This window comes from Pedobacter steynii (genome assembly GCF_900103665.1).
In the GTDB taxonomy this organism is placed as follows: Bacteria; Bacteroidota; Bacteroidia; order Sphingobacteriales; family Sphingobacteriaceae; genus Pedobacter; species Pedobacter steynii.
In genome coordinates, this window is the sequence record NZ_FNGY01000003.1 from 901,336 (window position 1) to 923,707 (window position 22,372).

The window sequence follows — 22,372 nt, forward strand, 5'->3', positions numbered from 1 at the left end:
TAAATTGAATAACATGAAAACGAAAATATCAATATTTATACTTTCCGGGCTGTTACTTTCGGCAACACTCAGCTCTTGTAAAAAAGACTTCTTAGAAAGACCCCCACTGGACCAATTATCTGAGGCAACATTCTGGAAAAACTCCAACGATGTATATCAGGCAGTAAATGCAGTTTATAATCAGTTACCGGGCGATGGAATTATCTATGATGACGGAGCTTCAGACAATGCCTACGCCCAATACCCATGGGAAAGTTCAGCAACTGATGTATCTGCCGGAACAATTACTTCGGTTACGAATGCTGGCTGGGGATTTGGTAACATTCGCCGTGCCAATTATTTTCTGGCAAATGCAGATAAGGTGGTCAATATGGATCCGGCATTACTGGAACGTTATAAAGCGGAGGTCCGCTTTTTGAGGGCGCTGTTTTACTTTAATATGGCCAGCAATTTTGGGGATGTCCCTTTTTTCACTACGGTGCTTAAACTTGGGGAAGAAAACATTAAAAAAAGCCCGAAAGCAGAAGTCCTGAAATTTGTAACGGATGAGCTGAGTGCTGTTGCCCTGATCCTACCTCAGACTTATGCAGGAGGGAAACCAAATGAGAAAGGAAGAATTACAAAAGGGGCAGCACTGGCACTCAAAGCCAGAGTTCATTTAAGTGAAAATCAATGGCAACTGGCAGCAGATGCCGCCACGCAGGTAATGGGATTGGGCTATAGCTTATTTAAAGTAAGCGAAGAACAAGCCATTGATGTCAAAGATGATTACAGCCATTGGGTAACTTTTGCCAATGCAGACGATGAGAAAAAATTCCGCCTTGGATTACGCAGTTATGAGGCTTTATTCCATAAAGCAAATGAGGGTAATATGGAGGTGATCCTGGATCGCCAGCAGATTGATCAGAAAGATGCGAACTTTTTGAACACTTATCTTCTTCCCGGCGATATCGGAGGATGGAGTTCAGTTACTCCTACTCAGGAGCTGGTAAACAGTTATGAAAGTTATAAAACAGGGAAAGCGGTAAGCCCCGTTGATCCTGCTCAACGTGCAGCCTGGTATACCGCTAAAAACCCTGCTTTTGAGAACGAATATAAAAACCGTGATCCACGTTTTTACGCGACTGTTTTATTTGAAAATGCACCATGGAATGCGATAGAAGATGATTATAAATTTATCTGGACTGAGGGTGCTTCCAATATGTCAAAGACAGGATATAATTTCCGTAAGCTGGTGGACCCTAAAATTTACAGAGACCGTGTAGATAACCATGCCAATGTGATCCTGATCCGTTATGCAGAAATCCTGTTAACTTTTGCTGAAGCTAAGAATGAGCTTTCCGGACCTTCATCTGAAGTATATGATGCACTGGACGCCATCAGAACCCGTGCAGGAATGCTTCCGGTAGACCGGACTGAATATAGCAGTCAGGCTTCATTGAGGACATTAATCCGCAATGAGCGTCGTATTGAGCTGGCAGTTGAAGGAAATCGTTATCTGGATATCCGTCGCTGGAAAATAGCCCCTCAGGTCATGAAGACAATTAACAACATTAAAAACACCCAGGTACAGGTTAGAACATGGGCCGATAAATTATATCTTATGCCAGTTCCCCAGACAGAAATTGACCTTTCAAAAGGAGTCCTGACACAAAACACTGGTTACTAAGCTCCTGCCATCAGGGTGATTTGGTTAGCACCCGGGCAACATGAGATACGCAAAAGGTTTGGTCGCCTTTTAACGGTCTCTCAAACCGGGCATCAAAAATACGATGTCCGGTTTCTTTAAATCCGATTCCCATTTTTTTCTATGTAGGTCCTATTAAATTAAAAACTAATCATCAACTATAAATTTAAACCAACAACCATGAAAAAAAACCTATTACCAGCCATTTTAATTGCGGTGGCAACAATGATGACTTTTAGCTGTAAAAGAGCAGTAGAAGTCCCGGCTAACGGACAAATCCGGCAAAATGCAAAAGCTGGCACCGGAGATGGCCCACAAGCCGGCTTAAACAACCTCAATGTCGTTTACTTTATCCCTTCAGATTTAGACACTGTTCCAGGTTATCAACAACGGATAAATGGAGTAATGGTCTATACCCAAAATTTTATTTCCAAATGGATGAACCAATGGGGATATGCCAATAAAACGATTGGGTTGCCTGTTGACGCGCAGGGGAAATTAAAGATGGCCGTTATCAGAGGGGCACAACCTAAAGCGCAATATCCTTACGAAGGAGGGGCCGGGGCAGTGATGACAGAGGTTAACGCTTATTATTCAACACATCCGGCAGAAAAAACCAGCGACCATATTCTGGTAATTATGCCTACTTATACCTACGGTTCAAATGGTGATCCTAGCGGTGGGCCGTTTTATGGAATCGGCCGCTGGTGTTTCGCACTGGATTACACTGGCCTGGATACCCTAAACCTGGGTAAACCAGATGACAAATTCTCGACTAAATGGATTGGTGGATTTGCGCATGAGCTGGGACATGGCATCAACCTTCCACATAATGGTGGTGCTCAATCTCAAAATATTTTGCACGGTACACCCCTGATGGGTTACGGGAACGGTACTCTTGGCAAATCACCTACTTATCTTTCTCCTGCAGATGCAGCGATCCTTGCCAATGGCCAGACTTTCAGCACCGTAACCAGATCAGATTGGTATTCAGATCCGGGATTCCAGCTTAAAAAGCTTTTCGCAAAGTATCAAAACGGAAACATCATTGTTTCGGGAAAATTCACCTCCACCAAAGCGGTGAAGGATGTTGCCTTTTATCACAGAAATAAAGGAAATGATAACGGTGGATACAACTCCGTAACCTTTGCTGCAAAGCCGGTTGGAACGGATAGCTTTTATGTCAGCATGCCCGTTTCAGACTTCAGGGATAAAGGAAATACCAATTATGAATTTACGATACGTTATGTCCATGAAAATGGCAGTATCAGTACTTATGCAACTGACTATTCCTTTGCCAATGATGTTCCGGTTATCAATTTTGGCGACAAGCCAGTTTACAATAAATCGACATGGAGCATTACTTCTTTCAGCTCGCAGGAAACTGCAAGTGAAAATGGGGCAGCTGTCAATGTAATTGACGATGCAGTAAATACTTCCTGGCATTCCCGCTGGTCTTCCAGTGCTGCCAGTTACCCGCATTACCTGGTCATTAATATGGGAGCACGCAAAGACGTGAACAGGTTTACCTTCAGACAGAGAGATTCCAGAAAAGTAAAACTTCTTGAAATTCTAACCAGTAATAATGGTTCCAGCTGGACCAGTCTTGGTGATTTTACCTTACTTGATACAACCACTCCGCAGGATATCATTTTATCAACCGTTAAAAATTTCAAGTACTTTAAATTAAACATGAAATCCTCTTATGACGGTGCACAATTCGCAGCACTCAGCGAGGTAGGCACTTATAAAGATTAAGATTATCCTTCAGAAATAGAAGATTAATAAAAAAGGTTGGGCTTCATCCTGCTTTCGCAGTTTGAAATCCAACCTTTTATGATAAAAAGCGATAGGTTTCCAGTCTATTCCCGCTCTCCGATCAGCACACCGGAAACATTCCATGCGCTAAAGCTCGTTCCTTCCGGTTTACCCAGCGGGATAGCCACCTTTATCGTATGTTTTCCTTCCTTCAGCTCTGGCAGAGGGATTTCTACCGGGAGGGTAATCGTACCCGGGCACCAGTTAGAGCGGCTCAGATCTGAAGAAGACAGGCCATTGCCAAAATTACCTGATGCAGGATTTAACGTGCGATACGTCGCACAATCTTCCCTCCATGGGATAAAATGATAAACCCTTTTTCCATCTACAAAAATCTCATTTTGCTTAGGTACAAATTCATCCCCGTTACCCCAGCCTCCATGTCCGGTAGTCAGGTACCTTAAGCGAAGGTTTTTAATCCCTGGAGGCACATCCACTGCTACGGTTAGGGAATCCTTATCGAACATTGTCCCATACTCCTGCCCTGCCATCTCCATCAGATTGGTGGTATTAAAGGCTGGCATCATCCAGGTCTTTTTAAGATTTTTATCCGCTCCCCCATCTCCTGGATAGTATTTAAAATTCAGGCTCGCTTTATGGCCACCTTTATCATAGTTCCCAATAAAAACCCCGATCCATACTTCGCCTTGTAAGCTTGGCAATAATGCCGTAATATCTTGTTTGTACACTACCGAATCTGCCCAGTTGTATCCCTGTATTTTGGCTTGTTCGTTAAAATGTCCGGCTCCGAAAGAGGTAAAAAAACGCATCAGTTCCAGTGGCGGGAGGTATTGATCCGTGGCAGTTACCCCCTGATATTTCTTCCCGTTTTTCCCCTCGTATACAGGAAGTACTTGTAAGCCATTCTGAAGGGCCTGAAGAAAAGAGACTTTCCGATCTAGCGGGATCATAAATACAGAGCCCGTACGGTCGTATGCATCTCCGTTAGAATGTTGTATCAATTCGGCAAACAGGTTTTGTCCGGCTGAAGTTTCAGGTAGCTTCACTTTTTTAAGGATCAGGGTACCACCGGCAAAATGATAGGTGACATTGGCCTGCTCCCCGGCTGGGTTTTCTATTTTCCGGCCAAAGTGAATCTGTTCATCATTGAAAATCCGGATGGTCTGATACCGGCTTTCGATGATCTGACGCTGGTAAGCAGGTTCATCCAACAGGTTTCCCCATTTTGAAGGCCATTTAAGCTCTTCCGGGGTTATTGTCCGGTATTCTATATTGGTAGCTATGGTTTCAGAATTTCCGTTACGGATCACTTTTAACACAAGTCCCATTTCAGGAGCAATAGAGATCGTGGGTGTTCCTTTGATCTTTAAATCGGTGTTATACCATATCTCGATGGTGTTGGAACGGATAAAAAGTTTTGCTTTTTTACAGGGAATGCCAGCGATGGTATCTATACCTGGAAGCAGTTCGGCCTTCACATAGTCTGAAAATGGTTTTTTAAGGCTATAAGAAAGGCCATTGCTGGTTAGGACCTGGTAGGTTGCCGCTTCTTTAAACTGCAGAAACTGCTCTTCCGTCTGTACGCCTTTCCTGGCAATACGTGCTTGTGTTCCCTTCGTAAATAACTTCAGTTCTCCTCCTGTATCTTTTCCATTGTTACGAAATTTATAAGTAACGACAGCCTGGGAAAGATCCCCGTTCTTTTGTGCAAATAATGATGTGCTCATAAAGAATAAGACACATCCGGTTAGTAAGATTTTCATGGAGGGTAAAGTTAACATTTGCGCTAAAGATATACTGATAATAAAATCCAGATTTTCTGGAAAATCATTTATTATTTTGGCATTAAATCGTTTAAATCAGCGTTATCTATGTATTTTGAAATCAAATTGATCATATTAACTATAAAATGAATAAACAAAGAAAACTGATCTTAACCTATCTGTTGATTTCCGGGCTGTTGGGCTTTATCCTGTTAACCGCCTTTATCGCTTACATGCCCTTATCTTCCCTGGATAAGAATTTTTCCATTGCAATCCAAAGTTATCAAAGCCCGTCCCTGAACCCATTTATGAGGTTTATCAGTTTTATTGGCGTGATGCCTTATTCCCTCATCATGGTACTGCTGACTGCCTTGCTGTTTTTCGTTTTTAAATTAAAGAGAGAAGCTTTATTTACCCTCAGCACTTTATTTGCAGGTGTCGCGAGTACCGTTGTCAAGATTCTTATAGATCGGCCCAGGCCAGCCGCACCTTTGGTACATGTTCTTGAGAAAACCGTACAACAGAGTTTCCCCAGTGGACATGTAAATTTCTATGTTGTCTTTTTTGGATTTTTAATTGTGATCATGTGCCATGTCAAAACCATACCCTTCATTTTAAGAACAGTGATGATTACGCTTTGTGTTTTGCTGATTTTACTCATTCCAATCTCCAGGGTATATCAGGGTGCCCATTGGTTTACGGATGTACTTGGTGGAAGTTTATTAGGTGGGTTATTGTTGTTTGTTAACAGCTATTATTATTTAAGGGTAAAGCCTGAGCAACCTGGTTAAATTCAAAATCATCCTGGTGTTTTCAGCAGGTTTTCCGAGAAATCTGTCTGAATCGTGTGCCGAAAATTACTAACATTTGTGAGCTTAAAATTTATTTTTGACTAAAATCATACTTTAAACAGTTTAAACCTACTTTTTGAGTTTTCAAGTCCAAATAGTGCCCGCATTTGTTAATTTGGCACTTTTTGTTACATTTGGTTACACCAAAATATAGATTTTATGTATCAACTAACTGTAGCTCCCGAGCAGGTAAATGAAACTTTAAGCAAACACATTTTAGCCGATGGTTTTGACCTTACCTATGATATGGAAAAAAGCCAGGGGGCTTATATTTACGACTCGAAGTATAAGCGGAACTTACTGGATTTCTTTACTTGTTTTGCGTCTGTTCCATTGGGATACAACCATCCGAAAATGGTCAATGACGAAGCCTTCAAAAAGAGCCTTTTACTGGCGGCCATGTCGAACCCTTCTAATTCTGATGTTTACACACAACAATATGCCCAGTTTGTAGATACGTTCTCTAAAGTTGGAATTCCCTCTTACCTTCCTCATGCTTTTTTTATTGCAGGCGGGGCATTGGCTGTTGAAAACGCCATTAAAGTAGCGATGGACTGGAAAGTTCAGAAGAATTTTGCGAAAGGGATTAAAGAAGAAAAAGGATTTAAAGTACTGCATTTTGAAAAAGCTTTTCATGGCAGAACAGGATACACCTTAAGTTTAACCAATACCCTTCCTGATAAAACGAAGTGGTTTGCGAAATTCGACTGGCCGAGAGTTTCAGTACCAACGGTTAAATTTCCTTTACAAGATGAGAATTTAAAAAAAGCAATTGATACTGAAGAAGCCTCTATTGCTCAGATCAAACAGGCTTTTGCTGATAATAAAGATGAAATCTGTGCCATTATTGTGGAGCCGATTCAGTCTGAAGGTGGTGACAACCATTTGCGTGAAGAGTTTTTAATTCAGCTAAAAACGCTTGCGGATGAAAATGATGCCTTTTTAATTTATGATGAGGTTCAAACTGGTGTAGGCCTTACCGGTAAATTCTGGTGTCACCAACATTACAGCGAAAAAGCGCGTCCTGACATCGTTGCTTTTGGTAAAAAAATGCAGGTATGTGGAATTCTGGTTGGCGATAAGGTAGATCAGGTAGAGGGCAATGTATTCAGGGTTCCTTCCAGAATCAATTCTACATGGGGTGGTAACCTGGTAGATATGGTTCGTTCTACGCAGATCTTACAGATCCTTCATGACGATAATCTATGTGACAATGCAACAACCGTAGGCCAGTATCTAAAAGAAAACCTGGAGCAACTTGCGCAGAAACATGATAAAATCAGCAATGTAAGAGGAAGAGGTTTGCTTTGTGCGTTTGACTTCCCAAATAAAGACATGCGTAATGCCTTTATTCAAAAAGGAATGGAGCAGAATGTAATGTTCTTAGGTTGTGGAAACCAGACCATTCGTTTCAGACCGGCACTTTGTATTGAGAAAAAACATATCGATGAAGGATTGGCCGTAATGGAAAAAATCTTACCTGCGTTATAATGGGTCAAAAGAAGTTTAATATTTTTCTTGGCATACTGGTGATACTATTGCTGATCTGGATGATGAAAGGCACTTTTACCCAACCGGGGATTGAGGACCTGAAAGGGGAATTCACAGAAGTGGCCCATTATCGCAACGACAACAATACCGGACCAATACAGCATGTATTTGCGATAACCCTAAAAGATACGCTCTGGTCTGAAATGGAGACTTACGGTAATTTCAAACCCCATCATAAAGGTGGAAATACCAAGGTGTATTTTTTCATTAAAGGCAGTCCGGTTCCGAATCAGCTAGGCCCGGGAAAAGAAAACTTCGATCCTTCATTTAACAATGCTTGTATTGCCCTTTACGAAAAAAGTGCAATGGGCAATACAAGCATTACCAAATATCCTTTTAAATAGGATTTATACAAAGGCAGAGAAGCCAGTGATGGCCCTGCCTACAATCAGTGTATTGATTTCTTTCGTACCTTCATAAGAATAGATGGCTTCAGCATCCGCTACAAAACGGGCCACGTCATATTCCAGCAGGATTCCATTCCCACCCATTACTTCTCTCGCCCTGCTCACCACATCTCTGGTTTTCATAGAACAGAATACTTTAGCTAATGAAGCATGTTCGTCGGTTAGCAGATTTTGATCCTGAAGCTGAGATAAGCGGAAACAGAGGGTCTGCATTGCCGTCAGATTAGACAGCATTTCCACAAGGTGGTTCTGAATCAACTGGAAAGAGGCAATCGGTTTTCCGAACTGTTTTCTTGTCCGGGTATACTGTAAGGCACTTTCGTAGGCTCCTCTGGCACAACCTACAGCTTGCCATGCCACTCCTGCCCTGGTCATCTTTAATACTTTTGCCGTATCCTTAAAAGAATTGGCATTTTGCAGGCGGTCTTCTTCCTCCACCTCACAATTGGTAAGGGTGATCAATCCGTTTTGCACAATCCGCAAGGCCATTTTATCTTCCATCTTTTCTACAGCAAAACCTTTTGTACCTTTACGCACCAAAAATCCTTTTACTTCCTGATCATCCAGGTCCCTTGCCCAGATAATCGTCACATCAGAAAACGTGGAATTGCCGATCCATTTTTTCTGTCCGTTAAGCAGCCATTTGCTCCCCACACGTTTTGCTGTAGTCGTTAGTCCTCCCGCAACACCTGAGCCCACTTCCGGTTCTGTTAATCCAAACGCACCAATGAGTTTCAGCTGTTGCATATCGGGTAACCATTCCTGTTTCTGAGCTTCAGATCCAAGCAGGTAAATGGAGCCCATAGCCAGTCCGCTTTGTACCCCAAAAAAAGTAGACATAGAGGTATCTATCCGGGCCATTTCCATCGCCAGCATACCTTCCATAAGATTTGATTTATTGGGACAGCCATAGCCTTCGTAGGTAAGGCCGCAGATATTGAGTTCTGCAATTCCGGGAATGAGTTCAAAAGGAAATTCAGCTTTGAGCCAGTATTTATTGACCACAGGTTTGACCTCCTTTTCCAGAAATGCGCGCACTTTCAACTGTAAAGCACGGTCTTCATCACTCAGGGCTTCATCACCAAGATGATAAAAATCTCCTTCTATCGGAGGAAGTTCTCTTTTCTTATGCGGACCGCCGATCATCTTCATCAATCCCTGTAACTGGGTTTCATCAAGATTGGATACCGAGTCTACAATTTTAGTCAGGTCTACCTTTTTAGAAAGTGCTTCCAGCTTCTGAAAATCGACGGTTTTAAAAAGGGTATATGCATTTTTTAAGGAGGAGAAGATATTGGCCATGTTTTGCTGTTTCCTTTAAAAACAGCAAAACAGCCAATTTGTTGGCCTAACCCGATAAAGATCGTTATATCAGCCTAGCTCAGGTTAAAAAGATCGTCTACGCCTAAAAGTTTACGACAAGTAAAGCCTTCCGCGTAAGTCGTCCCTATTGATTTTCCGAATTCACGGGCACGGCCGATCACACTATCAAAAAATTCAGGTGAGGAGATATAAGTTTCCGCTTCTTCATGATCAGGATTGAAGAACTGCGTTTTAAAGGCCTTAATGGAATCTATTTTGGTTTGGATATAAGGTGTAATGTCTACAATGATATCAGGTTCTATGTAACGGTCCTGGATATACTGAAGCACTAAACGTGGTCTCCAGGCGTCCTGCTCCTGTCCGTCGATATTCGTAGAAATTTTGGACAATCCGGATAAGAAACAAGCATCATTAGCCAGATCTCCGGCCCTTCCATGATCCGGATGTCTGTCGTGCAGGGCATTCGTCAAAATGATTTCCGGTTGGTATTTACGAATCATTCTGATTACCGCGGTTTTATGTTCTTCATCATTTGTAAAAAAGCCATCTTTAAACTTCAGGTTTTCACGTGCATGAAGGCCCAGGATCTTTGCAGAATCTGCGGCTTCGATGTCTCTGATTTCTGCGGAACCCCGGGTTCCGAGTTCTCCCCGGGTAAAATCTACAATTCCGACTTTCTTTCCCATTGCAATGTGTTTGGCAATCGTTCCGGAACACCCTAATTCTGCATCGTCCGGATGAACGGCAAGGACTAATATATCTAACTTCATCATGTGCTTTAAAATGTTTTGGGTTTAGCCCAGGCGTTGTATTTTTTTCTTCACTTTAGTGGATAAAGGTTTGGTAAAAGGGAAGAAATAGTCCACCACTTCTCCTTTTTTATTCACCAGGTATTTGTGAAAATTCCACCTTGGGGTGGAGGTCAGTTTTCCATTGAGTTTTTTATCACCAAGAAATTTAAATAAGGGATGGGCTTGTTCTCCCCTGACCATGATTTTTTCAAATACAGGAAACTGAACCCCGTAGTTCAGTTCGCAGAAAGAATTGATTGCCTCTCCTTCGAGCGGCTCCTGCCTTCCGAAGTCATTGGATGGAAAAGCGAGAATCTCAAAGTTCTCAGATTTAAGCTCTTCCCTAAGCTGCTGCAATTCCTTTAACTGAGGCGCAAAGCCACAGGCAGAAGCAATGTTTACAATTAATAAGTTTTTGTTTTTATAGTCAGAAAGATTCTTTTCTGTTCCATTGATCAATTTTACCTTAAACTGGTGTACACTTTTTGAGTTATCAGACATATTTTATTGGTAAAACCCGGAAGAAAGAATGATGGATTCGATGTCACGCTCTTCCGATGGGTTGTATTTACTTTTGAGATTGTGGCCAACAACTCTGGCCACGGATTGGTATAAAAATGCGGTGATTCCGCCTTTGGTTTCTTTAACGATTTCGTAGGTGGTCCTTCCCAGCTCCCTGTCGATCAGCTTTGTTAAAATCTGTCCTTGAGAGATGGTGAGTTCTTTGATTTCTCGGTTAAACATGTCTTTAATTTCTTTATCACATTGCTTAACCAGTTTCTTTTGCAGCTTTTTATCTTCGGCTACCGCGAGGTCCTTTTCCAGCTGTTCATACCTTCTTTTCGCATATAGCGCGTAAGGCATCACTTTCATCACATTGTAACGTAAGCGGTTAAAGGCAGCACGATCTTCGGGGGTTTTGAATATTCTATAACCGTAGATGACCACTTCATTGAGTGGGATCCATGGAATCATTTCTCCGTCTTCGTTGGTAGAGGCTACCCGAATCGTGTCATTCTTACCCAATACGGGAAATCTCACTTTCACAGAACTCCGCTCCTGCGCTTTGGCAGAAGCACCTGTAATAATGACAATTGACAGAAAAAATAACCTGTAAAATTTCATAAATTTATACCTCTTCCATTTAAGGCTAAAATAATATATTAGTTTTATTTCATGTCTAAGATAATCTTTTAACAACAAATCGTTATCATCCTGACGTAAATAATACAATTGAAACCAGCATCTTTTAAAATTGGTCTCCGATAAGAACGAAGCCTGGCCGGCCTAATATGACAAACTTAAATTTGGAGGAATTATTGCATATACTAACATGATCTTTACAAAAAGCTTATATTAACAAAAGTATCCGGCAATGGACTGATAAATGCGTAAATTCGTATGTTCATGTGTCATTTCAAGAAGAACAACCGACAAAATAGCAGATTACGAAAAAACACCATATATATTGATGAAGAACACATTAGTGATTGATTTAGAAGCAGAGAAGCAAGAGATATTGAAGCGATACCGTGCGCTTTTGCGTGCCTGTAAGCCAACACTTCAAAGGGGAGATAAGAAAGAGATCCGGAAAGCATTTGATATGGCCCTTGAAAGTCATAAAAATATGCGAAGGAAATCGGGAGAGCCTTATATTTATCACCCTATTGCTGTTGCACAGATTGCCGCGGAAGAAATCGGACTGGGAACCACTTCGATCGTATGTGCTTTATTACATGATGTTGTAGAAGATACCGACATCACATTGGAGGATATTGAACGGGAATTTGGAAAGAAAACAGCAAAGATTATTGATGGTCTGACCAAGATATCCGGTGTTTTCGATTATAATAGTTCTTTACAAGCAGAGAATTTCCGGAAGATGCTGCTGACTTTAGCCGATGATGTACGGGTGATCCTGATCAAGCTTGCTGACCGGTTGCACAACATGCGGACGATGGACTTTATGCCGAGGCAAAAGCAATTAAAGATTGCATCGGAAACGATCTATTTATATGCACCCCTGGCCCACCGTCTGGGTTTATATGCCATTAAATCTGAGCTGGAAGATCTTTCCATGAAATATCTGGAGCCAGATACTTATAAATACATAGCCACTCAGCTGAACGAGAAAAAAGCAGAGCGAACCTTATTCATCAAAAGATTTGTAGAGCCAATCAATGAGATTCTGGCAGAACAGGGACTGACGGCTGATATTTATGGCCGCCCGAAATCGATCCACTCGATCTGGAATAAGATGAAGAGCAAGAATATCCCTTTTGATGAGGTGTATGATCTTTTTGCCATCCGGATCATTCTGGATAGCAATCCGGAAAATGAAAAAGCAGATTGCTGGAAGGCCTATTCTATTGTGACTGACCTTTACCGTCCGAATCCGGACCGTTTGCGCGACTGGGTTTCTTCTCCTAAAGGAAATGGATATGAATCCTTGCATACAACGGTGATGGGACCTAAAGGACAATGGGTAGAAGTTCAGATCCGTACGCAAAGAATGAATGAGATTGCGGAGAAAGGTTTTGCTGCACACTGGAAATACAAAGAATCGAGTAATGACAATGGTCTTGACCAATGGATCATGAAAGTGAGGGAAATGCTGAACAATCCGGAAGCCAATGCATTAGACTTCCTGGATGATTTTAAAATGAACCTCTTCTCGGATGAGATTTTCATCTTTACGCCTAAAGGGGCTTTGTTACAATTGCCTTTAGGAGCTACCGCTTTAGATTTTGCTTTTGAGATCCATACCGATGTAGGAGCAAAATGTATCGGGGCAAAAGTGAACCATAAACTTGTTCCTTTATCCTATAAGCTACAGAATGGGGATCAGGTAGAAATTATTACTTCCAGTAAACAGACGCCTAAAGAGGACTGGCTCAACATTGTGGTTACGGCGAAAGCCAAATCGAAGATCAAGTCGTCCTTAAAAGAGGAAAAAAGAAAAATAGCCGAGCAAGGTAAAGAAACCCTGGAGCGTAAACTTAAATCATTAAAGATTACTTATAATACGGACAACCTGAATAAGCTGACTTACTTTTTTAAATTACCATCTACACAGGAACTGTTCATTAACATTGCCAATGGTAAGATCGAATTAAAGGATTTAAAGGATTATCTGGCGAGTGAGAAAGAGATCGAGAACAGGGGTTCTTCAGAGAAAAGCGACAATCAAAAGATTGAAGCATTGCTGAGTCGTGTTAAAGGTCCTGAGTCTGATATTCTATTGATTGGTGAAGACCTTCAAAAAATAGACTACACCCTTGCTGCCTGTTGTAACCCTATTCCAGGCGACGATGTGTTTGGATTTGTAACGGTTAATGAGGGCATCAAGATCCACCGCACGAATTGTCCGAATGCCGCACAGCTGATGGCGAACTATGGTTATCGGGTAGTGAAAGCAAAATGGAACCGTCAGCAGGAGCTCACGTTTTTAACAGGATTGCACATTATCGGAATTGATGATGTAGGTTTGATCAATAACATCACTAAAGTAATTTCAGGAGATTTCAAGGTAAATATGCGTTCTATTACTGTAGACACAGATAATGGCATTTTTGACGGATCAATTATGATCTTTGTAAATGATAAAGAGCACTTAGACAACCTGATTAAAAACCTGCTGGAAGTAAAAGGTGTAACGGGTGTTACCCGTTTTGATGCCTAAAAAAACGAATAAAACATACAGATTTATATAAAAATTGGTACCTTTGAAAGGAGTTTAAAAACTATGTCTACAAACCACAACAGCGAGTTAGTAAGAAAAATATTCGAAGCTTATCTCGAAAATAAAAGTCTGAGAAAAACACCGGAACGTTTTGCCATCTTAGAAGAAATATATTCCAGAGATGACCATTTCGATGTAGAGACCCTCTATATCCACATGAAAAACCAAAAGTATCGTGTAAGCAGGGCTACTGTATACAACACTTTAGAGTTGTTAGTTTCATGTGATCTGGTTACTAAACATCAGTTTGGTAAAAATATGGCCCAATTTGAGAAATCATATGGCTATCATCAGCACGACCATATCATTTGTATTGACTGCGGGAAAGTAGTAGAATTCTGCGATCCACGTATCCATCAGATACAGAGCATGGTTGGAGATTTATTAAAGTTTGAGATCAAACATCACTCTCTTAATCTTTATGGCAGCTGTTTCGATTGTTCTGCAAAACATGCAATGAACAATCAGAATGCCGACATTAAACATGCAAGTTAACATATCCAATTTATAATATTTCTATTCTTAAATTTAAATAATGACGCAAGTAGACGTGCTTCTGGGCCTGCAATGGGGCGATGAAGGCAAGGGAAAAATTGTTGATGTTCTAAGTCCGCAATATGATTTGATAGCTCGTTTTCAAGGCGGTCCGAATGCCGGGCATACTTTAGAGTTTGATGGCAAAAAATTCGTTTTAAATACCATACCATCAGGTATTTTCAATGAGAAAACAATGAACTTAATTGGAAATGGTGTGGTTATTGACCCTATCATTCTGAAAAGAGAGTTAGACAATCTTAAAGCAGCCGGCCATGATCCTGTAGCAAAAGGGAAATTGGTGATTGCCCGTAAAGCACATTTAATTTTGCCAACACACCAGTTACTGGATGCGGCAAATGAGCAAAAAATGGGCAAGGACAAAATCGGTTCTACGTTAAAAGGTATTGGTCCGACTTATATGGACAAAACCGGACGTAATGGATTAAGAGTTGGTGATACTACCCTTCCTGATTTCAAAGACCGTTACAACAAACTGGTTGAGAAACATAAAGAGATGCTTTCTCATTATAATTTTGAATATGACCTGACGGAAAGAGAAGCTGCATTTTTTGAAGCGATCGAATTCCTGAAAAGCATTCCTCATGTAGATAGTGAGCATTATGTAAATGGATTCCTTAAAGAAGGAAAAACAGTATTGGCAGAAGGTGCACAGGGAACACTATTGGACGTAGATTTCGGATCTTATCCATTTGTAACCTCTTCAAACACCACTACCGCTGGTGCCTGTACCGGTTTAGGAATTGCTCCTAACAGAATCGGTCATGTATACGGTATTTTTAAAGCTTATTGTACCCGTGTTGGTGGTGGACCTTTCCCTACTGAGCTGGACAATGAAGTTGGAGAAAACCTTCGTCAGGTTGGCCATGAGTTCGGTGCAACTACCGGTCGTGCCCGTCGTTGCGGATGGATTGATCTGCCTGCATTAAAATATGCCATCATGTTAAACGGTGTTACTGAGCTAATCATGATGAAAGCAGATGTATTGGATGGTTTTGATACCATTTATGCCTGTACACATTATGAGCACAATGGTGAAACCATTGACTACATGCCATATGACATCATTACAGTAAAACCTACTCCGGTATTAAAAGCGATTGAAGGTTGGAAAACAGATGTAACTAAAGTAAATAAAGTAGCAGAAATTCCTGCGAAACTTGCAGACTATATCGCTTTCTTAGAGAAAGAGTTAGCAGTACCTGTAAAATACCTTTCAGTTGGACCAGACAGGGTTCAGACTTTAGAATTGAACTAGAGCGTAATTTCTAATATAGAAGGCGGCCGATGGCCGCCTTTTTTGGTTTATAAAACCAGGGTTCAGCCCATTATTTTTTTAACTTTGCCCTCAAATGAGTCACCCGGATATACCGTTATTTAAAAGCAAGGCACTTCAATGGGCCACTTCCTTTGACATCTGCTGCTGTTTGGATTCCAACAGCTATCCTGATCCTTTTGGGAAATTCGATTTTGTAATTGCTGCGGGGGCAACACAGATTTTAAACATACCTACAGGACAGGCCTTTGAAGCACTTCGCTCCTTCTATGATTTGCATAAAACCTGGATGTTCGGTTTATTCAGTTATGACCTGAAGAATGAACAGGAACAATTGTATTCCAGGAATCCAGATGGGCTACATTTCCCTGAACTCTTCTTTTTTGTACCTAAATACCTGATTACAATAAAAAACGATCAGGTTGTGGTTGTCCTTGGGAATCAGGAAATACTGGAAGAGATCAGACAAACAGAATTGGCCGTTCCAGCTCACGGAAATCCACTAAATATTCAGCATAAGCTCGATAAATCCGCTTATCTTAAAAAGATCCGAGAATTACAACAACACATTGGAAGGGGCGATATTTATGAAGTTACCTATTGTCAGGAGTTTTTCGCCAAACCTGCAGAAATCAATCCACTACAGGTGTTTAATCAGTTAAACAACGTATCTCCTACCCCCTTTGCCGGATATTTCAAAATTTATGACCAATATATCCTTTCTGCAAGTCCGGAACGCTTCCTATGTAAACGTGAAGACAAACTCATCTCACAACCCATCAAAGGCACGGCTAAAAGACATCCAGACGGCGTAACCGATGAACAGGTAAAATTAGAATTGAGTCATAACCTAAAGGAGCAGGCAGAAAATGTGATGATCGTTGACCTTGTTAGAAACGATCTGACCAAGAGCGCAGTAAAAGGCACCGTAAAAGTAGAAGAGCTATTCGGCATTTATAGTTTCCCTCAGGTACATCAGATGATCTCAACCATCAGCTGTGAGCTGAAACCTGAATTACATTTTATTGATGCCATAAAGAATACCTTTCCAATGGGTTCAATGACCGGTGCCCCTAAAATCAGGGCAATGGAATTGATCGAATCTCATGAATTGAGCAAACGCGGGGCCTATTCAGGCTCCATAGGATACATCAGTCCGGAAGAAGAGTTTGACTTTAACGTCATCATCCGCAGCATTTTGTATCAGGAAACAGAAAAGTATTTATCCTTCCAGGTTGGAGGGGCCATCACCTATGCTTCAAGCCCTGAGGGGGAGTATGAAGAATGTATGGTCAAAGCATCCGCCATTATCCAGACATTGGCCCAATAAAAAAGGCCGTTTTTGCTAACGGCCTCTCTCTATAATTTATTTTTAACTACCTGATCGGTTTCCCTGTCGGAGAGTTATAATAACGTTGTGCCTGTGGCAATAACCTTTGAATCTGCGCAATGCGCGTTTCATCCGCAGGGTGTGTGCTTAGGAATTCAGGTGGTTTTTGAGATCCCCTACTGGCATTTGCCATGCGTTGCCAGAAAGTTACCGCTGTTGCCGGATCGTATCCCGCGATGGCCATAAAGGTAAGGCCCAAATTATCAGCTTCCAGCTCTTGTTTTCTCGAATTTGGCAACAATACAAAACCTTGTGCACCCAATCCATAGGCCTTGCTGATCATTTCCTGGGTTGCACCAGATTTTCCAGCAGTAGCCACCCCCAGAATACCTCCACCGGCTTGTGCCAGCGCTGCCTGCGAAGCGCGCTCTGAAGAATGCTGTGCAATCGCATGGGCAATTTCGTGTCCCATTACTGTCGCCAATCCGGCATCGTCTTTAGCTACCGGCAAAAGTCCGGTATAAACCGCTACTTTACCGCCCGGCATACACCATGCATTTACTTCTTTGCTATCGATCAGGTTAAATTCCCAGGCGAAGCCCTGAATCTGACTGGCATAACCATTTGCATTCATGTATTTGGTGATGGCCGCCTGTATTTTCTGACCTACCCGCTTTACCCTTTGGGCATCAGCGTTATTAAGGACTTTAGTTCCCGGATCTCTCAGCATTTTGCTATATTCAAGCGAGGCTGCGCCTCTCATTTCACTTTCACTGATTAAACTCAGCCTGCTACGCCCGGTTAAGGGAACTGTGGAGCAGGAGGATATCGAAAACATCGCTGCCGCAGCAATGACCATTAAATTTAAAGCTTTCATGAATTTTTTGTTTTAGTTGTTTTTCTTCTTAAACAGGTAAACTTTGGATTCTTTGCCTTTGAGGAGTCGTTCCAGATTTTTCTGGTGAGTTACCAGAATAAGGATACATACACACATTCCGTATAAAACCTCCGATTTCACCGAAGAGTGAAATAGGAATACAATGCTCAATGGGAAGGTAAAACCTGCACATATAGAGCCAAGGGAAACGTATTTAGTGGCCAATAAGACGACTACAAAGACCAGAACGCAAAGCATCGCTGCAGGAAAGTTAACTGCCAAAATCATTCCAAAAAGTGTAGCGACCCCTTTTCCGCCTCTAAATCCGGCGAATATAGGAAACAAATGCCCCATCACGGCGGTAACTCCCAATGCAAGTTCATAGTTGATAAACTGAGAAGAATTCTGAGGACCGGTAACGGATAGACCTATAAAGTAGGCAAGTTTAGTTGCAGTGTAACCTTTGGCAATATCTATGGTCATTACGGCAAGCCCTGCACGTTTTCCAAGAACCCTGAAAGTGTTGGTTGCTCCTGCATTTCCACTTCCGTATTCCCTGACGTCGACACCGTAAAATGCTTGTCCGAGCCATACCGCTGTCGGTATAGACCCAAATAGATATGCTAAAATTACTGCTGATATAGAATAGACCGAAATCATTAACTACAATTATAGTAAAAAAACAGAATCAAATTCTGATGAATTATGGTTTTTAGCATGCCTTTAAGCTCATGTCTAAACTTTTGACAGAATGGGTCAAAGCACCCATAGATATAAAATCTACTCCACAAGCTGCATATTCGACTACATTCTCTTCGGTGATTCCACCTGAAGCTTCAGTAACAAATCTGCCATCGATGAGGTTTACAGCTGTTTTTAAATCAGCGAAGCTAAAATTGTCGAGCATGATTCTGTCTACCCCTCTTGTAGTTAAAACATCATTTAGCTCAGAAAGGTTTCTCACTTCGATTTCTATCTGCAGTTCTTTTCCTTTATCTGCCAGGTATTGGTTTGCTGCTTTTATTGCATTAGAGATCCCGCCTGCATAATCCACGTGGTTATCTTTGATCAGGATCATGTCGTATAAACCGATGCGGTGATTTACTCCACCACCTATACGAACGGCCCATTTCTCCAGATATCTCAGACCTGGCGTGGTTTTACGTGTATCTAATAATTTAGTAGGGTAAGCAGTAAGCAGGCCAACGATGCGGTTTGTTTTTGTGGCAATCCCACTCATCCGCTGCATACAGTTTAAAACCAGACGCTCAGCTAATAAAATAGAATGTGTACTTCCGGAAACCGTAAGTGCGATATCGCCATATTTAACTTCTGAACCATCAGTGATCATCACCTCAGTTACCAGTTTCGCATCTATATAGTTGAAAATCTCCACTGCAAGTTCTACTCCTGCAATGATTCCATCCTCTTTAATCAGCAATTTTGCTTTGCCTTGTGCGTTGGCCGGAATGGTTGAAAGTGAAGTATGATCTCCATCGCCTAAATCTTCGGCAACAGCGTTCTTTATGAATTGATCTATGATTTGCTTATCCAAAACTTATAATTAAACCCAAAAATAGCATTTTTACTATTATTTATCGGGCTCTATTCTTAATTCTGTAATAAAAAAAGCATTGTTAGACTTTTTCATCGTTATAGAAACCCTGAATTTTCCATTCTTGGTGTGTAAAGAAAGGATGCCAAATCTGAAATTAGGGTTTGCATTAATGAGGTGAATAACCGAAGATTTTACGGGTGGGTATTTGGTAAAAAAATTCCTTAAAATTTGTTCAGCCTGTGCTTTTGAGTAGACATCCTCTTCATCAATTATGATTAATTCGACAGAAGAAGAGAAATATCCCGCAACATCTTTAGAACTTCCACTCCTAAAGTAAGTCGATAAGTTGTCGATAATATCGCTTTGCGTAGCAACGGAAGAGGAAAGGGAGGTAAACAGGATCGTCAAAAAAAGTAAGGGCTTCATATTCTCTATATGGCTAATGTATCATCTGCACATAAATTATGCCATTAATGGCGCCTAAAAAAAACAAAGATACTACAGAGGAATTACAATTTGCCTCAAAAAAAACACACAATAGGTTTATATTTGTTAGATATTAAAAGCAATTCACTGATGAATCATAAAAAATTAGTCCTACTTATTCTTGATGGCTGGGGATATGGAAAACAAGACAGTTCCGATGCTGCATATGCCGCCAACACTCCTTTCTTTGACTCTTTAATTAAAAACTATCCGAATTCCAAACTGGAAGCTTCAGGTGAAGCGGTGGGTTTACCTGCCGGACAAATGGGCAATTCAGAAGTTGGCCATATGAATTTAGGTGCAGGAAGAGTCGTTTACCAGGAGCTGGGCAGGATTAATAAGGCCATTACAGACAGGACACTCCATCAGAATGAGGTGTTGCTGGATGCTTTCAATTATGCCAAACAAAACAATAAAGCAGTACATTTCATTGGATTAGTTTCTGATGGGGGGGTACATGCACATATCAATCACCTGAAGGCCTTATGTGACGCAGCCACCGAACAGGGGTTAAAAGATGTATTTGTTCATGCTTTCCTTGATGGCAGGGATACGGATCCAAATTCAGGCTTAAATTTTATTAAGAACCTTGATCATCATTTGGAAAGTACTACCGCCAAGATTGCCAGTTTAATTGGCCGTTATTATGCGATGGACAGGGATTCCCGCTGGGAAAGGGTAAAACTGGCTTATGACCTTTTAACTAAAGGCATTGGACAGGCCACAAGTAATCCGGCAATGGCTATTGAGAAATCCTATAGTGAAGGTATTACAGATGAATTTATAAAACCAATTGTTGTCACCCAGGCTGATGGCAGTCCGGTAGCAACAATCCAGCCTGATGATGTGGTGATCTGTTTTAATTACAGAACAGATAGAGGCCGTGAAATTACTGCGGTGCTAAGTCAGCATGACTATCCTGATTTTCAGATGCACAAATTGCCATTGTATTATGTGACGATGACTACATACGATGAGAACTTCGAGAATGTGAAGGTGATTTTCACCAAAGATGACCTTTCTGAAACACTGGGTGAAGTATTGGAGAAAAATCATAAAAATCAGATCCGTATTGCGGAGACCGAAAAATATCCACACGTTACGTTCTTTTTCTCCGGAGGAAGAGAGGCCGTGTTTGAAAACGAGAAAAGGATTCTGATCCCTTCCCCAAAGGTGGCCACTTACGACCTGCAACCGGAAATGAGTGCCGCTGGAATCACCGAAGCCATCAGTAAGGAACTGGAAAGCGGTTGGCCAGACTTCGTTTGTCTGAATTTTGCGAATCCTGATATGGTAGGCCATACCGGTGTTTTCGAAGCAGTAGTCAAAGCAGTAGAGACTGCAGACAGTTGTGCAGAAATTGTGGTCAACAAAGGAATTGAAAACGGATATTCTTTTATCATCCTTGCGGATCATGGAAATTCAGAATATATGCTGAATGCTGATGGTTCAGTAAACACTGCGCATACCACGAACCTGGTTCCATGCATCCTGATAGACAATGACTATAAAACTGTAGCTGATGGAAAACTTGGCGATATTGCCCCTACTATTTTAAAGATATTAGGTATTCCTGCACCGGCTATTATGACTGGTAATTGTCTGGTATAATGAGATATCATCATTTATTATGTGGCTTTCTTTTGTTACTGTGCTATAGCTGTGGGGATTCCACAGTAGCCGGGCAAAAGAATGCCCATATTTATTTTGACCTTAAAGGATATATTGAGCAGGAGAGCAACAGGTTAAACCGCTCAAATCCATCGGTTCATAAAACTGTGATGGTGAATGATTCTTCAGAAAGTAAGGAGATCAAAATCAAGGACTGGAAGAAAGAGTTGTCGGCCTTTTCCGATGCGGACATGAACAGGGCTGCCTGGAAAGGGTTGTTCCAGGTAAAAAAGTCCGGGGAAAAGGAAATGTATACTTCTGACCATAAAAAGGTGCCGGTGAAGGAACTGATCATCACCCGACGAAGTGGTCAGCTTTATGGTCTTCAGTTATTCATCCGAAATTCCAACACATTGTACACTTCAGCAGACACGCTCAGCTATTACCCTGACAGTTTATATGAGGTAAAGAAAACACAAAACATCAGGCTCCTTTCCACAAAGAATTACCGGATCACCGGAAAATTTAAATAGGCTGGAATTCTTCCGGCTTCCAGCCCTACACCATTTATTGCAACCTCCTTTTATCCAGTTCAGTAGCTAACTGAATAAAAGGCAGGTGTGGCATGATAATAGGCCTATTATCAGAGATAGATATCGTTTTTTTTAACGTTCAAATGCCTGGCAAGCCTGAGAACGTGTCTTTTATGATTTACAACGAATTGGTTTAACAATGTCGCGATATCTGTTTAAACAGATATCGGGAAATATATTCCTCATTTAATG

The 22,372-nt window shown here is 41.3% G+C and carries 20 protein-coding genes; 11 read left to right on the forward strand and 9 right to left on the reverse strand.

Annotated features, from left to right (window positions below):
* Positions 1–13: 13 nt before the first annotated feature.
* Both BLQ87_RS11950 and BLQ87_RS11955 read left to right on the forward strand, forming a co-directional pair.
* Complete coding sequence (locus BLQ87_RS11950) at positions 14–1,669, forward strand: RagB/SusD family nutrient uptake outer membrane protein (protein ID WP_074606759.1); 1,656 nt, start codon at positions 14–16, stop codon at positions 1,667–1,669.
* Between the two features lie 198 nt (positions 1,670–1,867).
* The gene (locus BLQ87_RS11955; RefSeq protein ID WP_074606761.1) at positions 1,868–3,445 is read left to right on the forward strand and encodes a discoidin domain-containing protein; all 1,578 of its coding nucleotides are present in this window, start codon (positions 1,868–1,870) and stop codon (positions 3,443–3,445) included.
* Positions 3,446–3,549: 104 nt separating this feature from the next.
* Here BLQ87_RS11955 and BLQ87_RS11960 read toward each other — a convergent pair whose 3' ends face one another.
* Positions 3,550–5,229 carry a PNGase F N-terminal domain-containing protein gene (locus BLQ87_RS11960; protein ID WP_074606993.1) on the reverse strand — a complete coding sequence of 560 codons (1,680 nt, stop codon included), beginning with the start codon at positions 5,227–5,229 and terminating at the stop codon, positions 3,550–3,552.
* A 146-nt stretch (positions 5,230–5,375) separates the two neighbouring features.
* On the opposite strand from BLQ87_RS11960, the gene BLQ87_RS11965 reads away from it, so the two are divergent.
* The 3 genes from BLQ87_RS11965 (at position 5,376) to BLQ87_RS11975 (ending at position 7,975) form a co-directional block, all read left to right on the forward strand.
* Positions 5,376–6,020, forward strand: coding sequence for a phosphatase PAP2 family protein (locus BLQ87_RS11965; RefSeq protein ID WP_074606763.1), 645 nt, complete (start codon positions 5,376–5,378; stop codon positions 6,018–6,020).
* Between the two features lie 219 nt (positions 6,021–6,239).
* Positions 6,240–7,571 carry an L-lysine 6-transaminase gene (lat, locus tag BLQ87_RS11970; RefSeq protein WP_074606765.1) on the forward strand — a complete coding sequence of 444 codons (1,332 nt, stop codon included), beginning with the start codon at positions 6,240–6,242 and terminating at the stop codon, positions 7,569–7,571.
* Positions 7,571–7,975 (forward strand): hypothetical protein, encoded by a 405-nt coding sequence (locus BLQ87_RS11975; protein ID WP_074606767.1) that lies wholly within the window; start codon positions 7,571–7,573, stop codon positions 7,973–7,975. Before lat ends, BLQ87_RS11975 begins: the two co-directional genes overlap by 1 nt.
* Before the next feature lie 3 nt (positions 7,976–7,978).
* Here BLQ87_RS11975 and BLQ87_RS11980 read toward each other — a convergent pair whose 3' ends face one another.
* The 4 genes from BLQ87_RS11980 to BLQ87_RS11995 form a co-directional block, all read right to left on the reverse strand.
* Entirely contained in the window at positions 7,979–9,340 is a 1,362-nt protein-coding gene (locus BLQ87_RS11980) for an acyl-CoA dehydrogenase family protein (protein WP_074606769.1), read from the reverse strand.
* Between the two features lie 74 nt (positions 9,341–9,414).
* The gene (gene bshB1, locus BLQ87_RS11985; protein ID WP_074606995.1) at positions 9,415–10,131 is read right to left on the reverse strand and encodes a bacillithiol biosynthesis deacetylase BshB1; all 717 of its coding nucleotides are present in this window, start codon (positions 10,129–10,131) and stop codon (positions 9,415–9,417) included.
* A 24-nt stretch (positions 10,132–10,155) separates the two neighbouring features.
* On the reverse strand, positions 10,156–10,653 hold the full coding sequence (locus tag BLQ87_RS11990; RefSeq protein WP_074606771.1) for a glutathione peroxidase: 498 nt from the start codon (positions 10,651–10,653) through the stop codon (positions 10,156–10,158).
* 3 nt (positions 10,654–10,656) lie between these two features.
* Positions 10,657–11,277 (reverse strand): DUF4294 domain-containing protein, encoded by a 621-nt coding sequence (locus tag BLQ87_RS11995; protein ID WP_074606773.1) that lies wholly within the window; start codon positions 11,275–11,277, stop codon positions 10,657–10,659.
* 346 nt (positions 11,278–11,623) lie between these two features.
* Between BLQ87_RS11995 and BLQ87_RS12000 the strand changes: the two genes are divergently transcribed.
* The 4 genes from BLQ87_RS12000 to BLQ87_RS12015 all read left to right on the forward strand — a co-directional run bounded on the left by BLQ87_RS12000 (position 11,624) and on the right by BLQ87_RS12015 (position 17,055).
* Positions 11,624–13,834 carry a RelA/SpoT family protein gene (locus BLQ87_RS12000; RefSeq protein WP_074606775.1) on the forward strand — a complete coding sequence of 737 codons (2,211 nt, stop codon included), beginning with the start codon at positions 11,624–11,626 and terminating at the stop codon, positions 13,832–13,834.
* 63 nt (positions 13,835–13,897) lie between these two features.
* Positions 13,898–14,389: a Fur family transcriptional regulator gene (locus tag BLQ87_RS12005; protein WP_073233751.1), complete on the forward strand. Its 492-nt coding sequence runs from the start codon at positions 13,898–13,900 to the stop codon at positions 14,387–14,389.
* Positions 14,390–14,429: 40 nt separating this feature from the next.
* Positions 14,430–15,707 (forward strand): adenylosuccinate synthase, encoded by a 1,278-nt coding sequence (locus BLQ87_RS12010; RefSeq protein ID WP_074606778.1) that lies wholly within the window; start codon positions 14,430–14,432, stop codon positions 15,705–15,707.
* Positions 15,708–15,801: 94 nt separating this feature from the next.
* On the forward strand, positions 15,802–17,055 hold the full coding sequence (locus BLQ87_RS12015; protein WP_074606780.1) for an anthranilate synthase component I family protein: 1,254 nt from the start codon (positions 15,802–15,804) through the stop codon (positions 17,053–17,055).
* A gap of 46 nt (positions 17,056–17,101) precedes the next feature.
* On the opposite strand, the gene BLQ87_RS12020 is transcribed toward BLQ87_RS12015, so the two are convergent.
* From BLQ87_RS12020 to BLQ87_RS12035, 4 genes are read right to left on the reverse strand one after another with little or no spacing between them, the layout of a single operon-like run.
* Positions 17,102–17,932, reverse strand: coding sequence for a M48 family metallopeptidase (locus BLQ87_RS12020; RefSeq protein WP_074606782.1), 831 nt, complete (start codon positions 17,930–17,932; stop codon positions 17,102–17,104).
* Positions 17,933–17,944: 12 nt separating this feature from the next.
* Complete coding sequence (plsY, locus tag BLQ87_RS12025) at positions 17,945–18,592, reverse strand: glycerol-3-phosphate 1-O-acyltransferase PlsY (RefSeq protein WP_074606784.1); 648 nt, start codon at positions 18,590–18,592, stop codon at positions 17,945–17,947.
* Between the two features lie 52 nt (positions 18,593–18,644).
* A complete protein-coding gene (gene nadC / locus BLQ87_RS12030; protein ID WP_074606786.1) occupies positions 18,645–19,487 on the reverse strand; it encodes a carboxylating nicotinate-nucleotide diphosphorylase in 843 nt (280 codons plus the stop codon).
* A 36-nt stretch (positions 19,488–19,523) separates the two neighbouring features.
* Entirely contained in the window at positions 19,524–19,916 is a 393-nt protein-coding gene (locus BLQ87_RS12035; RefSeq protein WP_074606788.1) for a DUF4783 domain-containing protein, read from the reverse strand.
* Between the two features lie 150 nt (positions 19,917–20,066).
* On the opposite strand from BLQ87_RS12035, the gene gpmI reads away from it, so the two are divergent.
* Positions 20,067–21,587 carry a 2,3-bisphosphoglycerate-independent phosphoglycerate mutase gene (gene gpmI, locus BLQ87_RS12040; RefSeq protein ID WP_074606790.1) on the forward strand — a complete coding sequence of 507 codons (1,521 nt, stop codon included), beginning with the start codon at positions 20,067–20,069 and terminating at the stop codon, positions 21,585–21,587.
* Positions 21,587–22,120, forward strand: a complete 534-nt coding sequence (locus BLQ87_RS12045) for a hypothetical protein (protein ID WP_083361816.1) — start codon at positions 21,587–21,589, stop codon at positions 22,118–22,120. The genes gpmI and BLQ87_RS12045 overlap by 1 nt, the downstream gene beginning before the upstream one ends.
* Positions 22,121–22,372 lie beyond the last annotated feature (252 nt).